Raw genomic sequence first — 17055 nt, forward strand, 5'->3', positions numbered from 1 at the left:
CCTCATCACCCTCTTCCCCGCCTTACCTTTGCGCAATTATGAGAATCGGTATTTTCTTCGGTGGCACCTCCCGGGAGCGGGAAATTTCCTTTGCCGGTGGCCGCACGGTGTTCGACAACCTGGACAAGGGCCTGTTTCAGCCGGTGCCCATCTTCGTGGACAGCCTGGGGCAGTTTATTCTGCTCGACTGGCAGTTTATCTATAAAGGCACCATCCGCGACTTCTACCCGCCGGTGGAGTCGCAGCCACCGTCCCTGCACCAGCTGCAGGTGTACATCGAAAGCCTGGGCGAGCTCGGCCACGAAGAACGGTTCCGGGCCATTGCCAAGGTAGGGCGCGAGGTAAAGGCCCAGGAGCTGCCCCTGCTCATGGACTTCGCCTTCCTGGCCCTGCACGGCCCCGGCGGGGAGGACGGCGCCATTCAGGGCCTGCTGGAGTGGCTGGGCATCCCCTACTCCGGCTCGGGCATTCTGCCCTCGGCCTTTGGCATTGATAAGATTGCGCAGAAAAACCTGCTGCATGCCCTGCGCCGCCCCACGCCAGCCTACCGCGTAATTACCGCCCAGGAGTGGGACAGCACCAACCACGGCGCCACGCTGAGCTACCTGGTGAAGGAGCTGGGCCTGCCGCTGGTGCTGAAGTCGCCGCGCCAGGGCTCCAGCATTGGCGTGAGCATCCTGAAAAACGACGACCTGGCCCGCTTTGAGGCGGCCATGGAGCGCAGCCTGTTCCGCAAGGTGGTAAGCCGTGCAGAGTGGCAGCGCCTGGGCGAGCAGGACAAGCTGGCCTGGGTGCAGCACCTGACCGACATCCGCGAAGGCATTGGCCTGCCCGTGGTGCTCGATGACGACACCGCCCCCATCTACCACCCCGAAACACTGCTTTTCACCCTGAATGAGCGGCTGGAAACGGCCGAGCAAGTGCGTCTGACCAACGTAGACGGCGAAACCCAGGTGCTGGTGGAAAGCTTCGTGGCCGGCCGCGAGTTCAGCTGCATTGTGGTGGAAGACCCGAACGGCCTGCCCCTGGCCCTGCCGCCCACCGAGATTGTGAAAGGCAGCGAGGTGTTCGACTACCGCTCGAAGTACCTGCCCGGCCTGGCCCGCAAGGTGACGCCCATCGACCTGCCCGAAGCCGAGATTCAGCGCATCCGGGAAGCCTGCGAGGAGATGTTTCGCACCTTCGGCTTCCAGGTGTATGCGCGCCTGGATGGGTTCGTGGTAGGTAATGAGGTAAATGGTGATGAAGTAAAAGGTGAGCCTTCCTCACCTCATCACCCCGTCACCTCCTCACAGATTTTTCTCAACGACCCCAACACCACCTCCGGCATGCTGCCGGCTTCGTTCTTCTTCCATCAGGCGGCCGAGATTGGGCTCAACCCCTCGCAGTTCCTGACATACCTCATCCGCACCTCGCTGGCGGCGCGGCGCCGGGCTGGGCTGCGGCCCGTGAAACTGGGCCAGCTGCTCGGCCAGCTCGACGACGCCATTGCCTCGCGGCAGCACGAAGCCAGCGAGCGGATTCGGGTGGCCGTGATTATGGGCGGCTACTCCTCCGAGCGCCACATCTCGGTGGAAAGCGGGCGCAACATCTACGAGAAGCTCAGCTCCTCGGTGAAGTACGCGCCCGTGCCGGTGTTCCTCACCGGCTCGGCCCAGGAGCACAAGCTGTACGTGCTGCCCATCAACGTAATGCTCAAGGACAACGCCGACGACATCCGCGAGAAGATTGAGCACGCCGAGGCCGGGCACAGCTTCCACCCCATTCTGGAGCGCATCCGGCGCGAAGCCAGCAGCATCACCAGCACCTACGCCGGGCAGCCGGTGGCCCAGCCCCGCCGCATTTCCTTCGAGGAGCTGGCCCAGCTGGCCGACGAGGTGTTTATTGCCCTGCACGGCCGCCCCGGCGAAGACGGCGCCCTGCAGCAGGAGCTGGAAAAGTACGGCCTGCCCTACAACGGCTCGGGCGTGGCCAGCAGCAGCGTCACCATCAACAAGTTCGAAACCAACAAGCGCCTGCGCGAGGCCGGCCTGCGCGTGGCCGACCACCGCATGGCCCCCAAGCTGGAGTGGCAGGCCGACGCCGAGGGCTTCTACCGCGCGCTGGAAACCCAGTTCCCCTACCCTTTCATTGCCAAGCCGGCCGACGACGGCTGCTCCTCGGCCGTAAAGAAAATCAAAAGCCGCGCGGAGCTGGAAGCCTTCTGCCAGCTCATCTTCCGCAGCGAGGAAGACCTGCTCGAAGGCCCGGCCACGGTGCTGAGCCTGGGCTTTAAGGAAGAGTTTCCCCGCAAGGATGCCTTCCTGGTCGAAACCCTCATCGGCCGCGACGGGGCGGCGCACTTCCTGGAAGTCACCGGCGGCCTGCTCACCAGCTACGACGAGCAGGGCCAGCTGCAGATTGAGGTGTTTGAAGCCAGCGAGGCCCTGGCTACCGGCGAGGTGCTGAGCCTGGAAGAGAAGTTCCTGGCCGGCGAAGGCCAGAACATCACCCCGGCCCGCTACGCCACCGACCCCACCGAGCGGCAGCGCATCTCCAACGAGGTGAAGGCTGTGCTGCGCCGCGTGGCCGAAGTGCTCGACATTCAGGGCTATGCCCGCATCGACGCCTTTGTGCGGGTGCGGCCGGAAGGCGAGGTGGAGGTGCTCATCATCGAGGTGAACTCCCTGCCCGGCATGACGCCCGCCACCTGCATCTTCCACCAGACGGCCATCGCCGGCTACACGCCCTACCAGTTTGTAGATAAGATTCTGGAGTTTGGAAAAAAGAGACAAGAGACGTTAGACAAGAGACATGAGAAATTGTCTCGCTAACCCTGTAGTCTTCTTCTCATGTCTAACGTCTGATGTCTAATGTCTAAGTTCTTATCTGCCGATACCCCAGCCGACGTTTTCAAGCACCTCTTCATCATTGTGGTGGTGGCGCTGCTGCTGCTGCTGGGCTTCTTTTACGTGTACCTGCCCATCAGCACCCACCACGGCGAAACCATTACGGTGCCCAAGGTGACGGGCATGAACCTGGCCACGCTGGAAGACTACCTCGACGAGCGCAACCTGGCGTACTTCGTGGACGACTCCAGCTACAACCCCGGCGTAGCGCCCTTCACGGTGCTCACCCAGGACCCTGCCCCCGGCGAAAAGGTAAAGGAAGGCCGCAAAATCTACCTGCAGGTGTCCATGAAAAACCCGCCGGTCATCAAGATGCCCACGCTGACGGGCAACTCGTCGAAGACGGCCATGCTCATCCTGAAAAGCTACGACCTGGTGGTGGGCCAGCTGCAGCTGGTGCCTGACCTGGCCGCCGGGCAGGTGCTCAAGCAGCTCGTCGACGGCAAGGAGATTGCACCGGGCGCCCCCGTGGCCAAAGGCACCAAGGTCGACCTGGTGGTGGGCGACGGGCAGGGCAACCAGGAGTTTGCCGTGCCCAACCTCATCAACATGCCCCAGGACGAAGCCACCACGCTACTGGTTGGCCAGGGCCTGCAGGTAGGCGAAGTGTTTGAGCAGGCCGCTGCCGACGGACAAACGCCCGGCACCGTGGTGCGGCAGCGCCCGGTAGCGGGCCCCGATGCTACCATCCGCATGGGCGCGCTGGTCGATTTGTGGATAGCTAAGTAACTGCGGCTCTCCCCGAACTTATGCGATGCGCACTGTAGCAGAATGTTTCTTGTTTCTGGTTGCTAGTTTCTGGGTGTCGTTCTAATAAGAAACCAGAAACCAAAACCGAAGCTTCGGCAGCCACCCCGTAACAGCAGTAAGTAAGGCAACAGGTAAATTATGGCAGCACCGCGGGCATTTAAGCACTTTTTCGGCTACCCGGCGCGTTGAGCTTCTAAAGGCATACTTTATGACGACACTACTCCGCAGCGGGTTCGCCCTGGCCTTGTCAGGTTTTTTGCTGGCCAGCGGGCCCCTGCAGGCCCAGCAGCTTATCCGGCCGCTGACAGCCGACCCGGCCCGGGCCAGCCGCACCGTTGGGGAACCGGCGGCCCTGGCCCGCACCACGGTGGTGGCCCTGCCCTTTTTCGACGACTTTACCACGCCCCGCGAGGGCCGGCCCAACGTGCAGCTCTGGCTGCCCGGCGGCGGCACGCTGGTGAGCAACCGTCTGGCCATCAACCCGCCTACCCGGGGCGCCGTGACCTTCGACGGCCTGCGGGCCGACGGGCGCAGCTACAGCAACTCGGTGGCCAACATCTACACCAACATCGACTCGCTGACTTCCCAGCCCATTAATCTGGCGGGGCTGACCATGGCCGACTCGGTGTACCTGAGCTTTGCCTGGCAAACGGGCAGCATCGTGGGCGGGGCCACGGCCAACAGCAGCAGCACGCCCGTGGTCCTGAACCTGCAGTTTCGCGAAAGCAACGGGCGCTGGACCACCGCCCCCGGCTGGCTGGCCTCGCCCAACTTTCTGGGCCGCAGCACCGGCGTACCCACCACCCCGTTCCGGCAGGTGGTCATTCCCGTCGACCAGGCCCGCTACCTGTACGGCGCCTTTCAGTTCCGCTTTCTGGCCGTGGGCAACTCCTCCTACGCCGCCGACACCTGGAGCGTCGACTACGTGCTGCTGAACCGCGGGCGCGGTCGCCGGGCCCCTTCTCCCCAGGCTGATACCACCTTTGCCGACGTCGCGACCAGCTCGGGCCTGCAGGGCGCCAACCGCTCGGGGGGGCTGAGCAGCCCGCTGCGCCGCTACACGGCCATGCCGGTGTGGCAGTTCAACGCCGCCGGCTCCCAGGCCGATGAGCTAAACCCGCAGCTGGGGGTAAACGTGATGAACCTCAACGCGGGCTCCATCCCGCTGCCCGTGAACCTGCTGGGCACGGTGCGCGAGCTGAACACGGGCACGGTGCTGGGCAACTGGCTCAGCCGCACGGTAAACCTGACCACCATCCCCCGCCTGAACACGGTGCAGGGCGACGCTTCACAGGTGGCCATTCCCACCACAGCCCAGCCCAAGCGCCTGCGCTACACGCTGGCCATCGAAAGCCTGGAACGCTCGCCCCGCACCCTGCCCAACGACACCATCTACCGGGATGTGGACCTGAGCACCTACTATGCCTACGACGACGGCACGGCCGAGGCGCTGACCACGTTTTTCCCGCGCACCACCCTGCCCCTGTCGACCCTGGCTTACCGCTTCGACCTGAACCGGCCCGACCGGGTGCGGGGCCTGCGCCTCTACCCCATTTACACGGCCGGCGACATCCAGGGCCGCAGCGTGACGGTGCAGGTGTGGGCCGACAACAACGGGCAGCCCGGCAACGTGCTGGCCAGCAAAACCGTCACCATGCCCAACCCGCTGCCCGCCGGCTGGGAGTACTACGAAGCTACGTTCGACACCCCGGTGGCCGTTTCGGGCATTTTTTACGTGGGCTTCAGCCAGCCATCCAACGGCCGGGAGATGCACTACGGCTTCGACCTCAACAACCTGGTGCCCGCCAACTACTCCTGGGAAAACACCACCGGCACCTGGACGCAGACGCGGGCCGACATCCGCACCAAAGGCAACCTGATGATGCGCCCGGTGATGAACAACAACATTGCCACCGGCACGGCGCCGGCGCGTGACGCGGCCGCTTTTACCCTCTACCCCAACCCAACCCAGGGCCTGGTAACCGTGGAGGGGCCCGGTTTTGCGCGCGCAGCCCTGCTCGACGCGCTGGGCCGTACCGTGTGGGAGCAGCCCGCCGCCCAGGCCGGGCAGCGCCACCTGTCCCTGGCCGGCCTGTCCCCCGGCCTCTACGTGCTGCGCCTGACCCTGGCCGATGGTAGCACAGCCACCCGCCGCCTGCTGCTGGAATAGGCAGCAACGCTAAACGCAAAAAGGCCCGCTGGATAGTCCAGCGGGCCTTTTTGCACGTGGGCTGGCTACTTTGCGGGCATCAGCACGGCATCTACTACGTGGGTAATGCCGTTGCTGGATACAACATCGGGGATGGTGATGGTGGCGACATTGCCTTTGGCATCCTTTAGCATAACCCGGTCGCCCTTGGTCAGCCCGACTGTCAGCTTCTCCCCCTGCACGGTGGTCAGGGTCTGGCCATTGCGGCGAAGGTCGGAGGCAGTTAGGCGGCCCGGCACCACATGGTAGGTAAGAATTTTGGAGAGCGTCGGCTTCATATCGGGCTGCACCAGCTTGTTCACGGTGCCAGCGGGCAGCTTATCGAATGCAGCGTTTGTGGGCGCAAACACCGTGAAGGGCCCGGTACCCTTTAAGGTTTCGGCCAGACCCGCTGCTTTCACCGCCGCCACCAGAGTGGTGTGCTCGCTGGACATCACTGCGTTGTCGACGATGTCGTTGCTGGGCGTCATCAGGGCGCCGCCTACCATTACGCCGGACGGACGGCTGGCCATTTCATTCTGGCTGGGGGCGGGCATCTCACTGCTGACGGGCGCCTGCGTGGTGCTCATATCCACCTTTTCCGGCTTGGTCTTGGACTTCATCTTGTCGCCGGCGGTGGACTTTGCTTTCACTTTCGTTTTGCCATCGTCCTCGGCCACCTTGGTTTTGACAGTCATGCCGTCGCCCTTGGTCTTGGTTTTCTCAGCGTCACTTTTGACTTGTTTGCCCTCCTGGGCAAAGGCCGGCATAGCCAGGGCAATACCCAAGGCAAGTAGGCCGATAAATGGTTTGGTGCTCATGGTGTTGGTGAATGGTGGATGTGGTGAAAGCAGAAGCTATACGATGACAAGCAGGGCAGAGTGCAGGAGGAAAGCAGCTATGGGTCAGGCGATTTTATCAAACACCCAACTTTCGCCCTCCAGGCGAAAGCATACCTGCACGGGAGGGTCTCCGGCCGTTTCGGCCGGCACGTCGATGCAGATATACTCTTCCTCGGTCGTCATATCGGCCAGCAGCTGGGCGGCCTTTTCGATTAGCCCCCGCTGGCTGCGGATGGGCTGGTTGCCGTCGGCCACCCAGGTCAGGCGGCCATCTACCTCTACAAAGGGCATAAGAATGAGCTAAGAAAATGGAAGATGACGGGCAAGATAAGGTACTGGTAATGCTTAAAAGCAAGCGAACCCATGCCGCTCTACGGTAGGCCCGCCTGAATGAGCGGCTGACTCATCAAATACAGTCCCAAATAAAAACCGGCAGTCAGCCTGTTGACCGCGCCCAGTACGGCGCCAAATAACACCGTACTTTAGGGCTGGCGCTGGCATAGCCCGCTTATCTCATGAACCTACACAAGCTCAACTGCTTCCTGCTGCTTCTGCTGGCAGCCTGCACCGCTACCAAGCCCGAGGATGCCCCCGCCCCCGAGCCCAGCACCGCCCCCCTGGCAGTAACCGTGGAAAACCTGGTCGGCACGGCCCCGCTGACGCTGGACACCCGCACCTACAGCAGCCCGGCCGGGGAAAGCTTTACGGTGTCGACCTTCAACTACTACCTGTCCAACTTCAAGCTGCAGCGGGCCGACGGCAGCGAGTACGTGGTACCCGAAAGCTACTTCCTGGTGAAAGAGGAGCGGCCCGGTTCCGGCCGGCCCGATGGCAAGCGTTTCGTGCTGCCCGACATTCCGGTGGGCGAGTACACGGGCATCTCCTTTCTGATTGGCGTGGACGAGGAGCGTAACAGCGCCGGCGCCCAATCCGGTGCCCTCAGCCCCAGCAACGGCATGTTCTGGAGCTGGGCCCAGGGCTACATCTTCCTGATGATGGAAGGCAACTCCCCGCAGTCGGGCGACGCAGCCACCCGGCTGCTGTCCTACCACATCGGGGGCGTGCGCACGCCCAACACCCTGCGGGAAGTAGCCCCCGCCCTGCCGCAGGGCACTGTCATCCGGGTGCGGGGCGGGCGCACGCCGGCCCTGCAGCTGCGCACCAACCTGCTGCGCCTGTTCGAGGGGCCCTACCCGGTGCGGTTCGGAACCGACTTTTTCGCGGTGGGCGGGCCCGAAGCCAACCGCATGGCCAGCAACTACAGCGGCAGCACCCAGCGCAGCGTGCCCGGGCGCAGCTCCATGTTCACCATCGCCGGCGTGCAGGAATAGCGCGGCCCGCGGCCCCGGCGCCGCGGGCCGCTACTTCACCCGGGTGAGGCGCAGGCAGTCGAGCATGGCCTGGTTTACTGCGCCGTTCATGTTTTCATTGGCCGGCTCGAAAGCCAGGGTCAGCTGCTGCCTACCAGGCGCCAGCTGCACCAGCACCGCATTGCTATAGCCCCAGTTCGACCACTCGCCCACTCCGCGCTGCGGCAGCACGATGGTGCCGAGCTGCTTGGTGCCCAGGCGCAGGGTTCGAATGGCGCACTTGTTTTCGGTGTTGATGGGCCCGTTGCCGTTGGCGTAGCGGAAATCCAGGGCATACAGGCCCGCCGCGGGAACATCCACGGGGATGGAAATGCTGGTATTCTTCGTCTTGCTGATTTCCACGAAGCCCGCGCCGGTGTAGCCTTTGTAAGGCAGCGCAGCCACCGGAGCCAGCATTTCCAGCTGCAGCAGCTGGCTGGGCTGCGCCCCCGTCACCGGCAGCGGCTCGCTGGCGAAGGACTCCAGCCCCTGCCCATCAATAGCAACAACCTGGTACTCGGCATAGCCGTCGGCGGCAACAGCCTGCTCCGTACCATTGGTAGTGGCCAGCGCCTGCCCATTGCGCAGCACGCGGTACGACTTCACCCCTTCCTGCCGGTCCCAGCTCAGGCGGCCGTTGGCGTAGCGCAGGCTGGGCGTTTGCGGCGAGAAGGCGTTGGCCACTTTCGTGGTGGGAGCTTCCTTGGGCGCCTGGCTGCTGAGCTCAATGCGGATGGCATGGCGGCCGGTGAGCGTACCCGGCACGGCGGCATCGGGCAGGGGCTTGCCGTCGAGGGTGATGCTTTTGATTTCCTGCCCGAAGCCCGTCATGGCTATGTCGAGCACTGCCCCGCGGTACCTGAAGTTGTGCAGCTGGCGCGGGCCCTGAAATGCCTGCGGCACGAAGGGCCGGAAAATCAGCCAGTCGGCTTCGAACTGCATGCCAAACAGCACCTTGTACACCAGCCCCAGGCTGCCCGACAAGCTCCAGAGCATGTTGCTGGAGTTGATTTGCGTGCCGGCGAAGTCGCCGTTGCCGGCCACGAAGTTCTCCTTGTTGGTCAGAAACAAAGCCGCCGGGCGGTAGATGGCCGCCATGCTTGCCAGCACCGAGGCCTCGTTGCCGGCCCGGGCGCCGGCCAGGGCCCAGAAGCTCTGCACAAAGGGCCACACGGCGTTGTTGTGGTAGGGCGGAATGCCCGGAATCTGCGGGTAGATGCAGGGGATGCCGTAGGCCGTGCTGGGCGTTTTGGCTACCACCTGCCGGCCGCGCTGCTCATCGGCCACGCCAAACAGCACGCTCAGGGCCTCGCCCAGCGCCTCGGCCCGCGGCGACAAGGTTTTAAAGGTGCGGCCGTAGCGGAACTGCGCGTAGTAGCCCGCCTCGGGCAGCCACAGGTGGCGGTTCATGCCCTGCCGAATGCTGTCGGCCAGCTGCTGGTGGCGGTGGGCTACGGCCTCCTGCCCCAGCTGCCGCGCCATTTCCACCAGCACCACGTTGGCCTGGTAGTGCACGGCGTTGGTCCCCAGGGTCTGCGACTCGTAGATGTCGACGGGCTGCATCCAGCGCGGGTAGGTTTGCTCGCGCCAGTCCAGAAACGACGACTCGCCGCGCACCAGGCCCGTGCCGGGGTCGTAGGCGTTCTGCACGTCGTCTTCAACCGATTTCTTGATGATGGGAAACACCCGCTTCAGCCAGGCTTTGTCGCCGGTCACCTTGTAGATTTCCCAGGCGGCCACGGCCCAAATCATGCGGTCGGTAGAGCAGGGGTAGGCGCCGCCGGTGCCCGTATCCTGAATGATGCGGCCGTCGGGGCTCACCTTGCGCAGCAGGCTGTTCATGGCCACTTTGGGCTGCAGCGTGGCCTGGGCCAGAATGATGCTGTAGCTGATGTCGCGCGTCCACACCCCCGCCCACTCCTTGCCGGTGCGGAAGGTGCTGTCGGGCTCCACGGCCCGGCGGGCTTCTTCCAGGGCCAGGTTGTAGAGCGCATCGGCCAGCGGGTAGTCCGACTTGTACTGCGGGAAGTCGGCCGTGTTGATGCTCTGCTGCCAGCGGCTGGCGGTGGTTTTGGCGGCCTGGGGCTGGTTCAGGGTCAATACCACTTCGTAGATGCCGTCGCCGTCGGGGTCTTTCAGCTCCAGCTCGGGCTTGTTCACCAGGTTGTCGAAGTCCCAGCTCAGGGGAGCGGTGCCGCCGGCCACGAATACGTGCTTAAAATCTTCCTTAAAGATTTTCTCGCCTTTGAACGTGGTGAAGTAGCCCTGCTTTTTAAAGTCGGCCAGCACGGGGCGCAGGTCCAGGCGAATCTTCACCCTGGTATTGGGGGCGAGGTACACATCGGCCGGCGCGGGCCGCGCATCCACGTAGCGCTGCCCGAAGGTGATGAGCGGCGTCTCTACCGTTTCAGCGCCGGGCTGGGGCAGGGCCAGCAGCTTGTGGTCCTGGCCCGGCACCATCTCGTTGTCCTTGCCGTTGAGGCTGAACTTGAAAATAATTTCCGGGCTCTGAAACGCATTGGCCGGGCTTTGGTAGTTAGAGGTCAGCTCCGTAGCCGACAGGGCCCGGGCCACGTGCGGGCCCTGCACCACGCTGTCGCGGTACAGGGTGTAGGCTTCCGATTGCCACACCACGTTACCAGAAGCGGCGTGCTGGTTATCTTTTTGCGAATTACAGGCACTCAACAGGGTACAGGCAAGGGTAAAACCGACGGGAACGAGGTACTGCTTCATGGGTAAGGAAGGCTAGGCGACGCAGCCAGTACCGGCCCGCCACGCTAGCAGCCCGCAAATAAAGCAGTAGTTGGCTCGTACGGCCCCCTCTCCCTGCCGGGCTGGCCATAACGCTACCCAACCGGCACTTGCACCCCTCCCAAACGGGTTAGCGAGCCGGGCAGAGGCGCCCATTGGCTACGCCAGCCTGCGGTTCGCGTCGGCGGTGCCGCGCTGTAAGCATGTCATACTCCCAAGTGGTTCAATCAGTCTGTTCAATGCCGAGACGCGCGGGGTCTCGGCCCCGCAACAGCGCCTGGCGGTTAAAGCCAGACAAGAAAAAACCCCCTTCGCAAGCTGCTAAGGGGGTTTTTAGTGGTGATGCTAGGAATCGAACCTAGATCAAGAGCTTCGGAAACTCTCATACTATCCGTTGTACGACATCACCGTTTGGGTCCGAATAGGCTGCAAAAGTAGCCACAAAAGGCAGCGCCGCCAAATACACGCTCAGATTTCTGCTGACTCGCCTGCCGGCAAAACCCAGAACGGGGGAAACGAGTTAAGCCCAACACCAACTCACTTTCCACTTCACTCTTTCTTATCAACACCTCATGAAAAACAACTTGTATACGGCCGAAGCCCAGGCCACCGGTGGCCGCAGCGGCCAGGTTCGCTCCTCCGATTGCGTAATCGACATGGCCATGTCGACCCCGGAAGGACTGGGCGGCAAGAAAGGCGCCACCAACCCCGAGCAGCTTTTTGCCGCCGGCTACGCCTCCTGTTTCCAGCAGGCCTTGATGGTTATCAGCCAGCGCGAAGGCGAAAAGCTGGACCCCGCCAGCACCGTGCAGTGCTCCGTAACGCTGTTTAAGGACGGCGAAGCCTACGGCCTGAGCGCCGTGCTCGACGTGGACCTGAAAGGCGTAGACCCCGGCAAGGCGGCTGACATCGTGCACAAGGCCCACCAGATTTGCCCCTACTCCGTGGGCACCCGCGGCAATATGGAGGTGGAGCTGCGCCTCAACGGCCAGCCCGCCCCTGTTGGAAATTAATAATTAGTAATTAACAATTAAAAATGGCCACCGGAGGAATTCCAGTGGCCATTTTTAATTAAACCTGAATCAAAAACTAAAGCGGCGGTCAGAAACGGCGGCGGCAATTTTTAATTCATACTTATTAATTCGCCATTAGGCGTTAGCCAGCACTTCTTTCACGCGGGCAGCGGCATCCTTCAGCAGCACGGCCGAGGATACTTTCAGGCCGCTCTCGTCGATGATGCGGGCGCCTTCTTCGGCGTTGGTGCCCTGCAGGCGCACGATGATGGGCACGCGGATGTCGCCGATGGCCTTGTAAGCCTCCACCACGCCGTTGGCTACCCGGTCGCAGCGCACGATGCCGCCGAAGATGTTAATCAGGATGGCTTTCACGTTGGGGTCTTTCAGGATGATGCGGAAGCCGGCTTCCACGGTCTGGGCATTGGCTCCACCGCCTACGTCGAGGAAGTTGGCGGGCTCGCCGCCGCTCAGCTTGATGATGTCCATGGTGGCCATGGCCAGGCCGGCGCCGTTTACCATGCAGCCCACGTTGCCGTCGAGCTTCACGTAGTTCAGGTTGTTGTTGGACGCTTCCACTTCCAGGGGGTCTTCCTCGTTGAGGTCGCGCAGGGCGGCGAAGTCCTTGTGGCGGTAGAGGGCGTTTTCGTCCAGGGTCACCTTGGCGTCAACGGCCAGGATTTTGTTGTCCGACGTCTTCAGCACGGGGTTGATTTCGAACATCGAGCTGTCGGTGTCGTCGTAGGCCTTGTAGAGGGCCGATACGAACTTCACCATCTCCTTCTGGGCATCGCCTTCGAGGCCCAGGTTGAAGGCAATTTTGCGGGCCTGGAAGCCCTGCAGGCCCACAGCGGGGTCTACGTGCTCGCGGTGGATTTTCTCGGGGTGGGCCTCGGCCACTTCCTCGATGTCCATGCCGCCTTCGGTGGTGTAGATGATTACGTTCTTGCCCGTGGCGCGGTCAAGCAGCACGCTCATGTAGTACTCCTTGGGCTCGGAAGCGCCGGGGTAGTACACGTCCTGGGCGATGAGAACCTTGTGCACCTTGCGGCCTTCGGCGCCGGTCTGCTTGGTTACCAGCTGCATGCCAATGATTTGACCGGCAATTTCTTTCACTTGCTCCAGGTTTTTGGCGAGCTTCACTCCGCCCCCTTTGCCCCGGCCACCGGCGTGAATTTGCGCCTTGATGACGTGCCAGCTGGTGCCGGTTTGCTCGGTGAGCTTCTTGGCGGCCTCAACGGCTTCTTCGGCGGTGTCGGCCGTGATGCCTTCCTGCACGCGGACGCCGTACTTTTTCAGGATTTCCTTGCCCTGGTATTCGTGAATGTTCATGGTGAGATGAAGAGGGTGGGTTTTGCTACGCCAACCTTGCGGTTGCGGAGGCGAAAGTACGGCTTAAGCTTGTCATTGCCCATACCAGTGGCGCATTACTCTTTCGGCGGGCTTGTGCTGGGGCGTAAAATCGGCGTGCTGCCGGGCCGGGCCGCTGGCCTGCAGGCCCGGGTACCACTTCCAGATAAACACCCCCTTTAGCCAGGGCTGGGGCCAGCAGGCACGAAAAAAAGCCTCGTAGCAGCGCGCCTGGGTGGCTTCGTCGGCGGGAAGCGGGCCAGCCTGGCGCTCGGGCCACTCCCAGGGCCGGGCCGCGGCATCGGGCGTGGCCTTGTAGCCCACCTCCGTAAAAACGATGGGCTTGCCCACCCGGCGCTGCCAGGCAGCTAAGGCCCGCACGTGGGGCTGCCAGGCGCGCAGCAGCGTATCCAGGGGCGGACTGGGCCAGGAAGTCAGCGGGAAGTATGCCTGAATGCCCACAAAGTCCAGCTCCCGCCAAAAAGGCACCTGCTGGTACTCGCCGCTCCAGTTGGCGGCGTAGGTGAGCTGCCCGCGGTACACGCGCCGCACCTGCCGGATAAGGCCGCGCCACTGCCGGGCATGGGCGGCCGTGGTGGCGTGCTGCAGCTCGGTGCCCAGGCACAGCGCTTCCATTTGCTGGGCTTCGGCCAGCCGGGCATAGTGCAGGATAAACGTAGTGTAGCTGGCAAACCAAGCATCCCAGTCGGCCGTGCTTTGCATGTTGATGTCGCCGGGCCAGGCGCCGCGGCCCCGCACCCAGATGTGCGGCTTGAGCAGCGTGCGAATGCCCTGCTGCCGGGCCAGGCGGGCGGTATAAGCCAGGCCGGCGTCGCTCTCGCCCCAGTCGCGGTAGCGGCCCTTGCCGGCAGTTGTGCGCATGTGCACTACCGGCTCGTTAGGACCGTTCTGCCAGCCAAAGGGCGTCTGGGCCAGCCAAGTGACGTTGGCCAGGCGCAAAGGCTCCAAGTCGGCGGCCGTGATAGAGTCCCCTCCTACCCAGTTTACGCCGCACATACGGCCGGGCACCGAAGTAAGTGGGTTTTCCTGCCCTGGCCCGGAATTCCGGAAGGTTGTGTTACTCGTTCCGGCCTGCTGGGCAGCCGGCTGTTCGCACCGCACGGCAATAGCCAAGGTGCCGGCTAGTAGCACGCATAGCGCCCGAAAGCCAAGCAGAAGCGTAGAAACGGGCATGGATAAAACTTTTCCTGGTAAAATTTGTCTACGCGGTGGCTTCCGATGCGTATAGGCAGGGGCAATACTAGGCCGGAAGTGCGTAGCTTTGCCCGTGCCGCCCTTTCACGCTTATCGCCGCCCGTCCGTTGCTGCAAGCTATCAACATACATAAGAGCTACAACTCCCTGGAAGTGCTCAAAGGCATTGACCTGACGATTGAGAAGTCGGAAATCGTGAGCATTGTGGGTTCCTCCGGGGCCGGCAAAAGCACCCTGCTGCACATTCTGGGCACCCTCGACAACCCCGACAGCGGCGAGGTGCTGTTCGATGGCGAGTCGGTGAGCAGCCTGGGACGCAACGACCTGGCCCGGTTCCGCAACCGCCACATCGGCTTCATCTTCCAGTTTCACAACCTGCTGCCCGAGTTCACGGCCCTGGAAAACGTGTGCCTGCCCGCCTACCTGGCCGGCCGCTCCGAAAAGGAAGTGCGCGTGCGGGCCCGCGAGCTGCTGGGCATGATGAACATGGAGCACCGCGCCGAGCACAAGCCCAGCGAGATGAGCGGCGGCGAGCAGCAGCGCGTATCGGTGGCCCGTTCCCTTATCAACTCGCCCGAAATCATCTTCGCCGACGAGCCCAGCGGCAACCTCGACACCAGGAATGCCCAGGAGCTGCACCAGATTTTCTTCCTGCTGCGCAAGGAGCTGGGCCAGACCTTCGTCATCGTGACGCACAACGACCAGCTGGCCGAGATGGCCGACCGCAAGATTGTGATGCGCGACGGGCATATTCTGGAGGCCTAGCGCATGCCTGCCCATTATCCGGCTGGCCTTTCCTGTTTCGCACGCGCCATCGGCTAACGCCAGCCTGGGCATGGGTTGCTCATGGCCGGGCGAACCGCTGGCAGCAGCCTTTTAGACGTAGCCCGGGGCAGAAAATGGCGGGGTTGGCGGTGGCCATCCCACACGTCGGGCATGCGACTGTTAAGCCGTTTTCCCGCACCTTCGCCAAATGAATACTGACCTACTCCGGCAGGATACTGCCGGTCTGCGCCAGGGGCTGTTTTTCAATAGCGCCGGCGCCTCCCTAATGCCGCGCCCGGTAGTGTCGGCCATGGTTGAATACCTGCAGCAAGAAGAGCAGCTGGGCGGTTACGCCGTGGAGCAGCAGCGCACGGCCGACCTTGAGCGTCTCTACACCGAGCTGGCCATTCTGCTCAACGCCCGGCCCCACAACTTTGCTTTTGCCTGGAATGCCACCGATGCCTACAACCGGGCGCTGTCGGCCATTCCCTTCCGCCGGGGCGACGTCATTCTTACCACCGACGACGACTACATCTCTAACCATATTGCCTTTCTGGCCTTGCGGCAGCGCTTTGGCGTGGAAGTGCGCCGGGCCCGCAACCTGCCCGATGGCGACCTGGACCTCGCGGATTTTGAGCAGCAGCTCCGCCAGCACCGCCCCGTGCTGGTGGCTGTCACCCACGTGCCCACCAACTCCGGCCTGGTGCAGCCGGTGGAAGCCATTGGCCGGCTATGCCGGCAATCCGACACCTGGTACCTGGTGGATGCGTCGCAGTCGGTGGGCCAGCTCCGGGTAGACGTGCAGCAGCTGGGCTGCGACTTTCTCAACGCACCGGGCCGCAAGTTTCTGCGCGGTCCGCGGGGCACGGGCTTTCTCTACATTTCCGACCGGGCGCTGCAGGCCGGGCTGGCGCCGCTGTTCATTGACCGGCGCGGGGCCGACTGGGTGGCCGCCGACGCCTACCAGCCCCACCCCGAGGGGCGACGCTTCGAGCAGCAGGAGCTGGGCGGCACCGTGCTGGGCCTGGCCGAAGCCGTGCGCTACGCCAATGCCGTAGGCATAGACCAGATTGCGGCCCGCACCCGGGAGCTGCACCTGCAGCTGCGGCAGCTGCTGAGCCGCCAGCCCCACCTGCGCCTGCTCGACCGTGGCTCGGAGCAGTGCAGCCTGGTCACCTTCGACGCGCCGGGCCGGGCCCTGGAAGACCTCACGCAGCTGCTGAACGCCCATAAGGTGGCGTACACCGTTAGCCGCCGCAGCTTTGCCATCCTCGACTTTGACCGCAAGGGCGTGGACTGGGCTATCCGCTTTTCTCCGCACTACTTCAATACGGCTGAAGAATTGGAGCAGGTAGTCAGTATCCTGGCTACCCTCCGGCACTAGTCGCATACCTCCCATTCATGCTCTTTCCATGCTCACGAACACGCTGCGAAACCTTTTTGCCCGCGACCTGCGCAAGCTGAAAGCCGAGCTGGAGCAATACCAGCAACCGGCAGTAATCTGGCACACGGAGCGTGGTATTGCCAACTCAGCCGGCAACCTCTGCCTGCACCTGGTGGGCAACCTGAACACCTACCTCGGGGCCGTGCTGGGAAACAGCGGATACGTCCGTAACCGTGCGCTGGAGTTTTCAGCCAAAGACCTGACCCGGACCGAGCTGCTGCACTCGCTGGATGCGACCCTTGCGGTAGTGGATGAAGCCCTGGCCAGCCTCAGCGAAGAGCAGCTACAAAGCGAGTACCCTGTACTGGTATTTGAGCAGCCCATGACAACCGAGTATTTCCTGGTTCATCTGGCCTCGCACCTGGCCTATCACCTGGGCCAGGTAAACTACCACCGCCGCCTGCTGGACAGCCCAGCCGCTAGAGCGTGTTAATGACTTAGTAGGTTGCTCTGATTGGCTTTAACAAGCATCAAGCAGGCAAAGACGAGGTAATGAATGCC

General features: G+C 63.0%; 13 protein-coding genes and 1 tRNA gene. 8 read left to right on the top strand and 6 right to left on the bottom strand.

What is annotated here, in order from left to right:
• Window positions 1-38: 38 nt before the first annotated feature.
• The 3 genes from ABD919_RS16100 (at window position 39) to ABD919_RS16110 (ending at window position 5808) form a co-directional block, all read left to right on the top strand.
• Window positions 39-2813, top strand: coding sequence for a D-alanine--D-alanine ligase family protein (locus ABD919_RS16100; RefSeq protein WP_345237061.1), 2775 nt, complete (start codon window positions 39-41; stop codon window positions 2811-2813).
• A gap of 39 nt (window positions 2814-2852) precedes the next feature.
• The gene (locus tag ABD919_RS16105; protein ID WP_345237062.1) at window positions 2853-3617 is read left to right on the top strand and encodes a PASTA domain-containing protein; all 765 of its coding nucleotides are present in this window, start codon (window positions 2853-2855) and stop codon (window positions 3615-3617) included.
• Between the two features lie 229 nt (window positions 3618-3846).
• Window positions 3847-5808, top strand: coding sequence for a T9SS type A sorting domain-containing protein (locus tag ABD919_RS16110; protein WP_345237063.1), 1962 nt, complete (start codon window positions 3847-3849; stop codon window positions 5806-5808).
• A gap of 65 nt (window positions 5809-5873) precedes the next feature.
• On the opposite strand, the gene ABD919_RS16115 is transcribed toward ABD919_RS16110, so the two are convergent.
• Window positions 5874-6647, bottom strand: a complete 774-nt coding sequence (locus ABD919_RS16115) for a fasciclin domain-containing protein (protein WP_345237064.1) — start codon at window positions 6645-6647, stop codon at window positions 5874-5876.
• An 84-nt stretch (window positions 6648-6731) separates the two neighbouring features.
• Entirely contained in the window at window positions 6732-6959 is a 228-nt protein-coding gene (locus ABD919_RS16120; RefSeq protein WP_345237066.1) for a hypothetical protein, read from the bottom strand.
• 224 nt (window positions 6960-7183) lie between these two features.
• Here ABD919_RS16120 and ABD919_RS16125 point away from each other — a divergent pair, with 224 nt between their 5' ends.
• Complete coding sequence (locus tag ABD919_RS16125) at window positions 7184-7999, top strand: MbnP family protein (protein ID WP_345237067.1); 816 nt, start codon at window positions 7184-7186, stop codon at window positions 7997-7999.
• Window positions 8000-8029: 30 nt separating this feature from the next.
• On the opposite strand, the gene ABD919_RS16130 is transcribed toward ABD919_RS16125, so the two are convergent.
• Window positions 8030-10750, bottom strand: coding sequence for an alpha-L-rhamnosidase-related protein (locus ABD919_RS16130; RefSeq protein WP_345237068.1), 2721 nt, complete (start codon window positions 10748-10750; stop codon window positions 8030-8032).
• Window positions 10751-11105: 355 nt separating this feature from the next.
• Window positions 11106-11177: transfer RNA gene (locus ABD919_RS16135), tRNA-Arg, on the bottom strand.
• 163 nt (window positions 11178-11340) lie between these two features.
• Here ABD919_RS16135 and ABD919_RS16140 point away from each other — a divergent pair.
• Window positions 11341-11781, top strand: coding sequence for an organic hydroperoxide resistance protein (locus ABD919_RS16140; protein WP_345237069.1), 441 nt, complete (start codon window positions 11341-11343; stop codon window positions 11779-11781).
• A 135-nt stretch (window positions 11782-11916) separates the two neighbouring features.
• On the opposite strand, the gene sucC is transcribed toward ABD919_RS16140, so the two are convergent.
• The gene (sucC, locus tag ABD919_RS16145; protein ID WP_345237070.1) at window positions 11917-13113 is read right to left on the bottom strand and encodes an ADP-forming succinate--CoA ligase subunit beta; all 1197 of its coding nucleotides are present in this window, start codon (window positions 13111-13113) and stop codon (window positions 11917-11919) included.
• A 72-nt stretch (window positions 13114-13185) separates the two neighbouring features.
• Window positions 13186-14325: a glycoside hydrolase family 113 gene (locus tag ABD919_RS16150; RefSeq protein WP_345237071.1), complete on the bottom strand. Its 1140-nt coding sequence runs from the start codon at window positions 14323-14325 to the stop codon at window positions 13186-13188.
• A gap of 128 nt (window positions 14326-14453) precedes the next feature.
• On the opposite strand from ABD919_RS16150, the gene ABD919_RS16155 reads away from it, so the two are divergent.
• From ABD919_RS16155 to ABD919_RS16165, 3 genes are all read left to right on the top strand, one after another.
• Window positions 14454-15110, top strand: a complete 657-nt coding sequence (locus tag ABD919_RS16155) for an ABC transporter ATP-binding protein (protein ID WP_345237072.1) — start codon at window positions 14454-14456, stop codon at window positions 15108-15110.
• A 208-nt stretch (window positions 15111-15318) separates the two neighbouring features.
• The gene (locus ABD919_RS16160; protein ID WP_345237073.1) at window positions 15319-16494 is read left to right on the top strand and encodes an aminotransferase class V-fold PLP-dependent enzyme; all 1176 of its coding nucleotides are present in this window, start codon (window positions 15319-15321) and stop codon (window positions 16492-16494) included.
• A gap of 28 nt (window positions 16495-16522) precedes the next feature.
• Window positions 16523-16987 (top strand): DinB family protein, encoded by a 465-nt coding sequence (locus ABD919_RS16165; protein WP_345237074.1) that lies wholly within the window; start codon window positions 16523-16525, stop codon window positions 16985-16987.
• The last annotated feature ends 68 nt before the right edge of the window (window positions 16988-17055 follow it).

The organism is Hymenobacter saemangeumensis (assembly GCF_039541835.1).
Classification (GTDB): domain Bacteria; phylum Bacteroidota; class Bacteroidia; order Cytophagales; family Hymenobacteraceae; genus Hymenobacter; species Hymenobacter saemangeumensis.

What these genes read in the sequence shown, in the direction of transcription:
- ABD919_RS16100 (WP_345237061.1), top strand. Translation starts at nt 39, where the DNA reads ATGAGAATCGGTATTTTCTTCGGTGGCACCTCCCGGGAGCGGGAAATT.
- ABD919_RS16105 (WP_345237062.1), top strand. Translation starts at nt 2,853, where the DNA reads ATGTCTAAGTTCTTATCTGCCGATACCCCAGCCGACGTTTTCAAGCAC.
- ABD919_RS16110 (WP_345237063.1), top strand. Translation starts at nt 3,847, where the DNA reads ATGACGACACTACTCCGCAGCGGGTTCGCCCTGGCCTTGTCAGGTTTT.
- ABD919_RS16115 (WP_345237064.1), bottom strand. Translation starts at nt 6,647, where the DNA reads ATGAGCACCAAACCATTTATCGGCCTACTTGCCTTGGGTATTGCCCTG.
- ABD919_RS16120 (WP_345237066.1), bottom strand. Translation starts at nt 6,959, where the DNA reads ATGCCCTTTGTAGAGGTAGATGGCCGCCTGACCTGGGTGGCCGACGGC.
- ABD919_RS16125 (WP_345237067.1), top strand. Translation starts at nt 7,184, where the DNA reads ATGAACCTACACAAGCTCAACTGCTTCCTGCTGCTTCTGCTGGCAGCC.
- ABD919_RS16130 (WP_345237068.1), bottom strand. Translation starts at nt 10,750, where the DNA reads ATGAAGCAGTACCTCGTTCCCGTCGGTTTTACCCTTGCCTGTACCCTG.
- ABD919_RS16140 (WP_345237069.1), top strand. Translation starts at nt 11,341, where the DNA reads ATGAAAAACAACTTGTATACGGCCGAAGCCCAGGCCACCGGTGGCCGC.
- sucC (WP_345237070.1), bottom strand. Translation starts at nt 13,113, where the DNA reads ATGAACATTCACGAATACCAGGGCAAGGAAATCCTGAAAAAGTACGGC.
- ABD919_RS16150 (WP_345237071.1), bottom strand. Translation starts at nt 14,325, where the DNA reads ATGCCCGTTTCTACGCTTCTGCTTGGCTTTCGGGCGCTATGCGTGCTA.
- ABD919_RS16160 (WP_345237073.1), top strand. Translation starts at nt 15,319, where the DNA reads ATGAATACTGACCTACTCCGGCAGGATACTGCCGGTCTGCGCCAGGGG.
- ABD919_RS16165 (WP_345237074.1), top strand. Translation starts at nt 16,523, where the DNA reads ATGCTCACGAACACGCTGCGAAACCTTTTTGCCCGCGACCTGCGCAAG.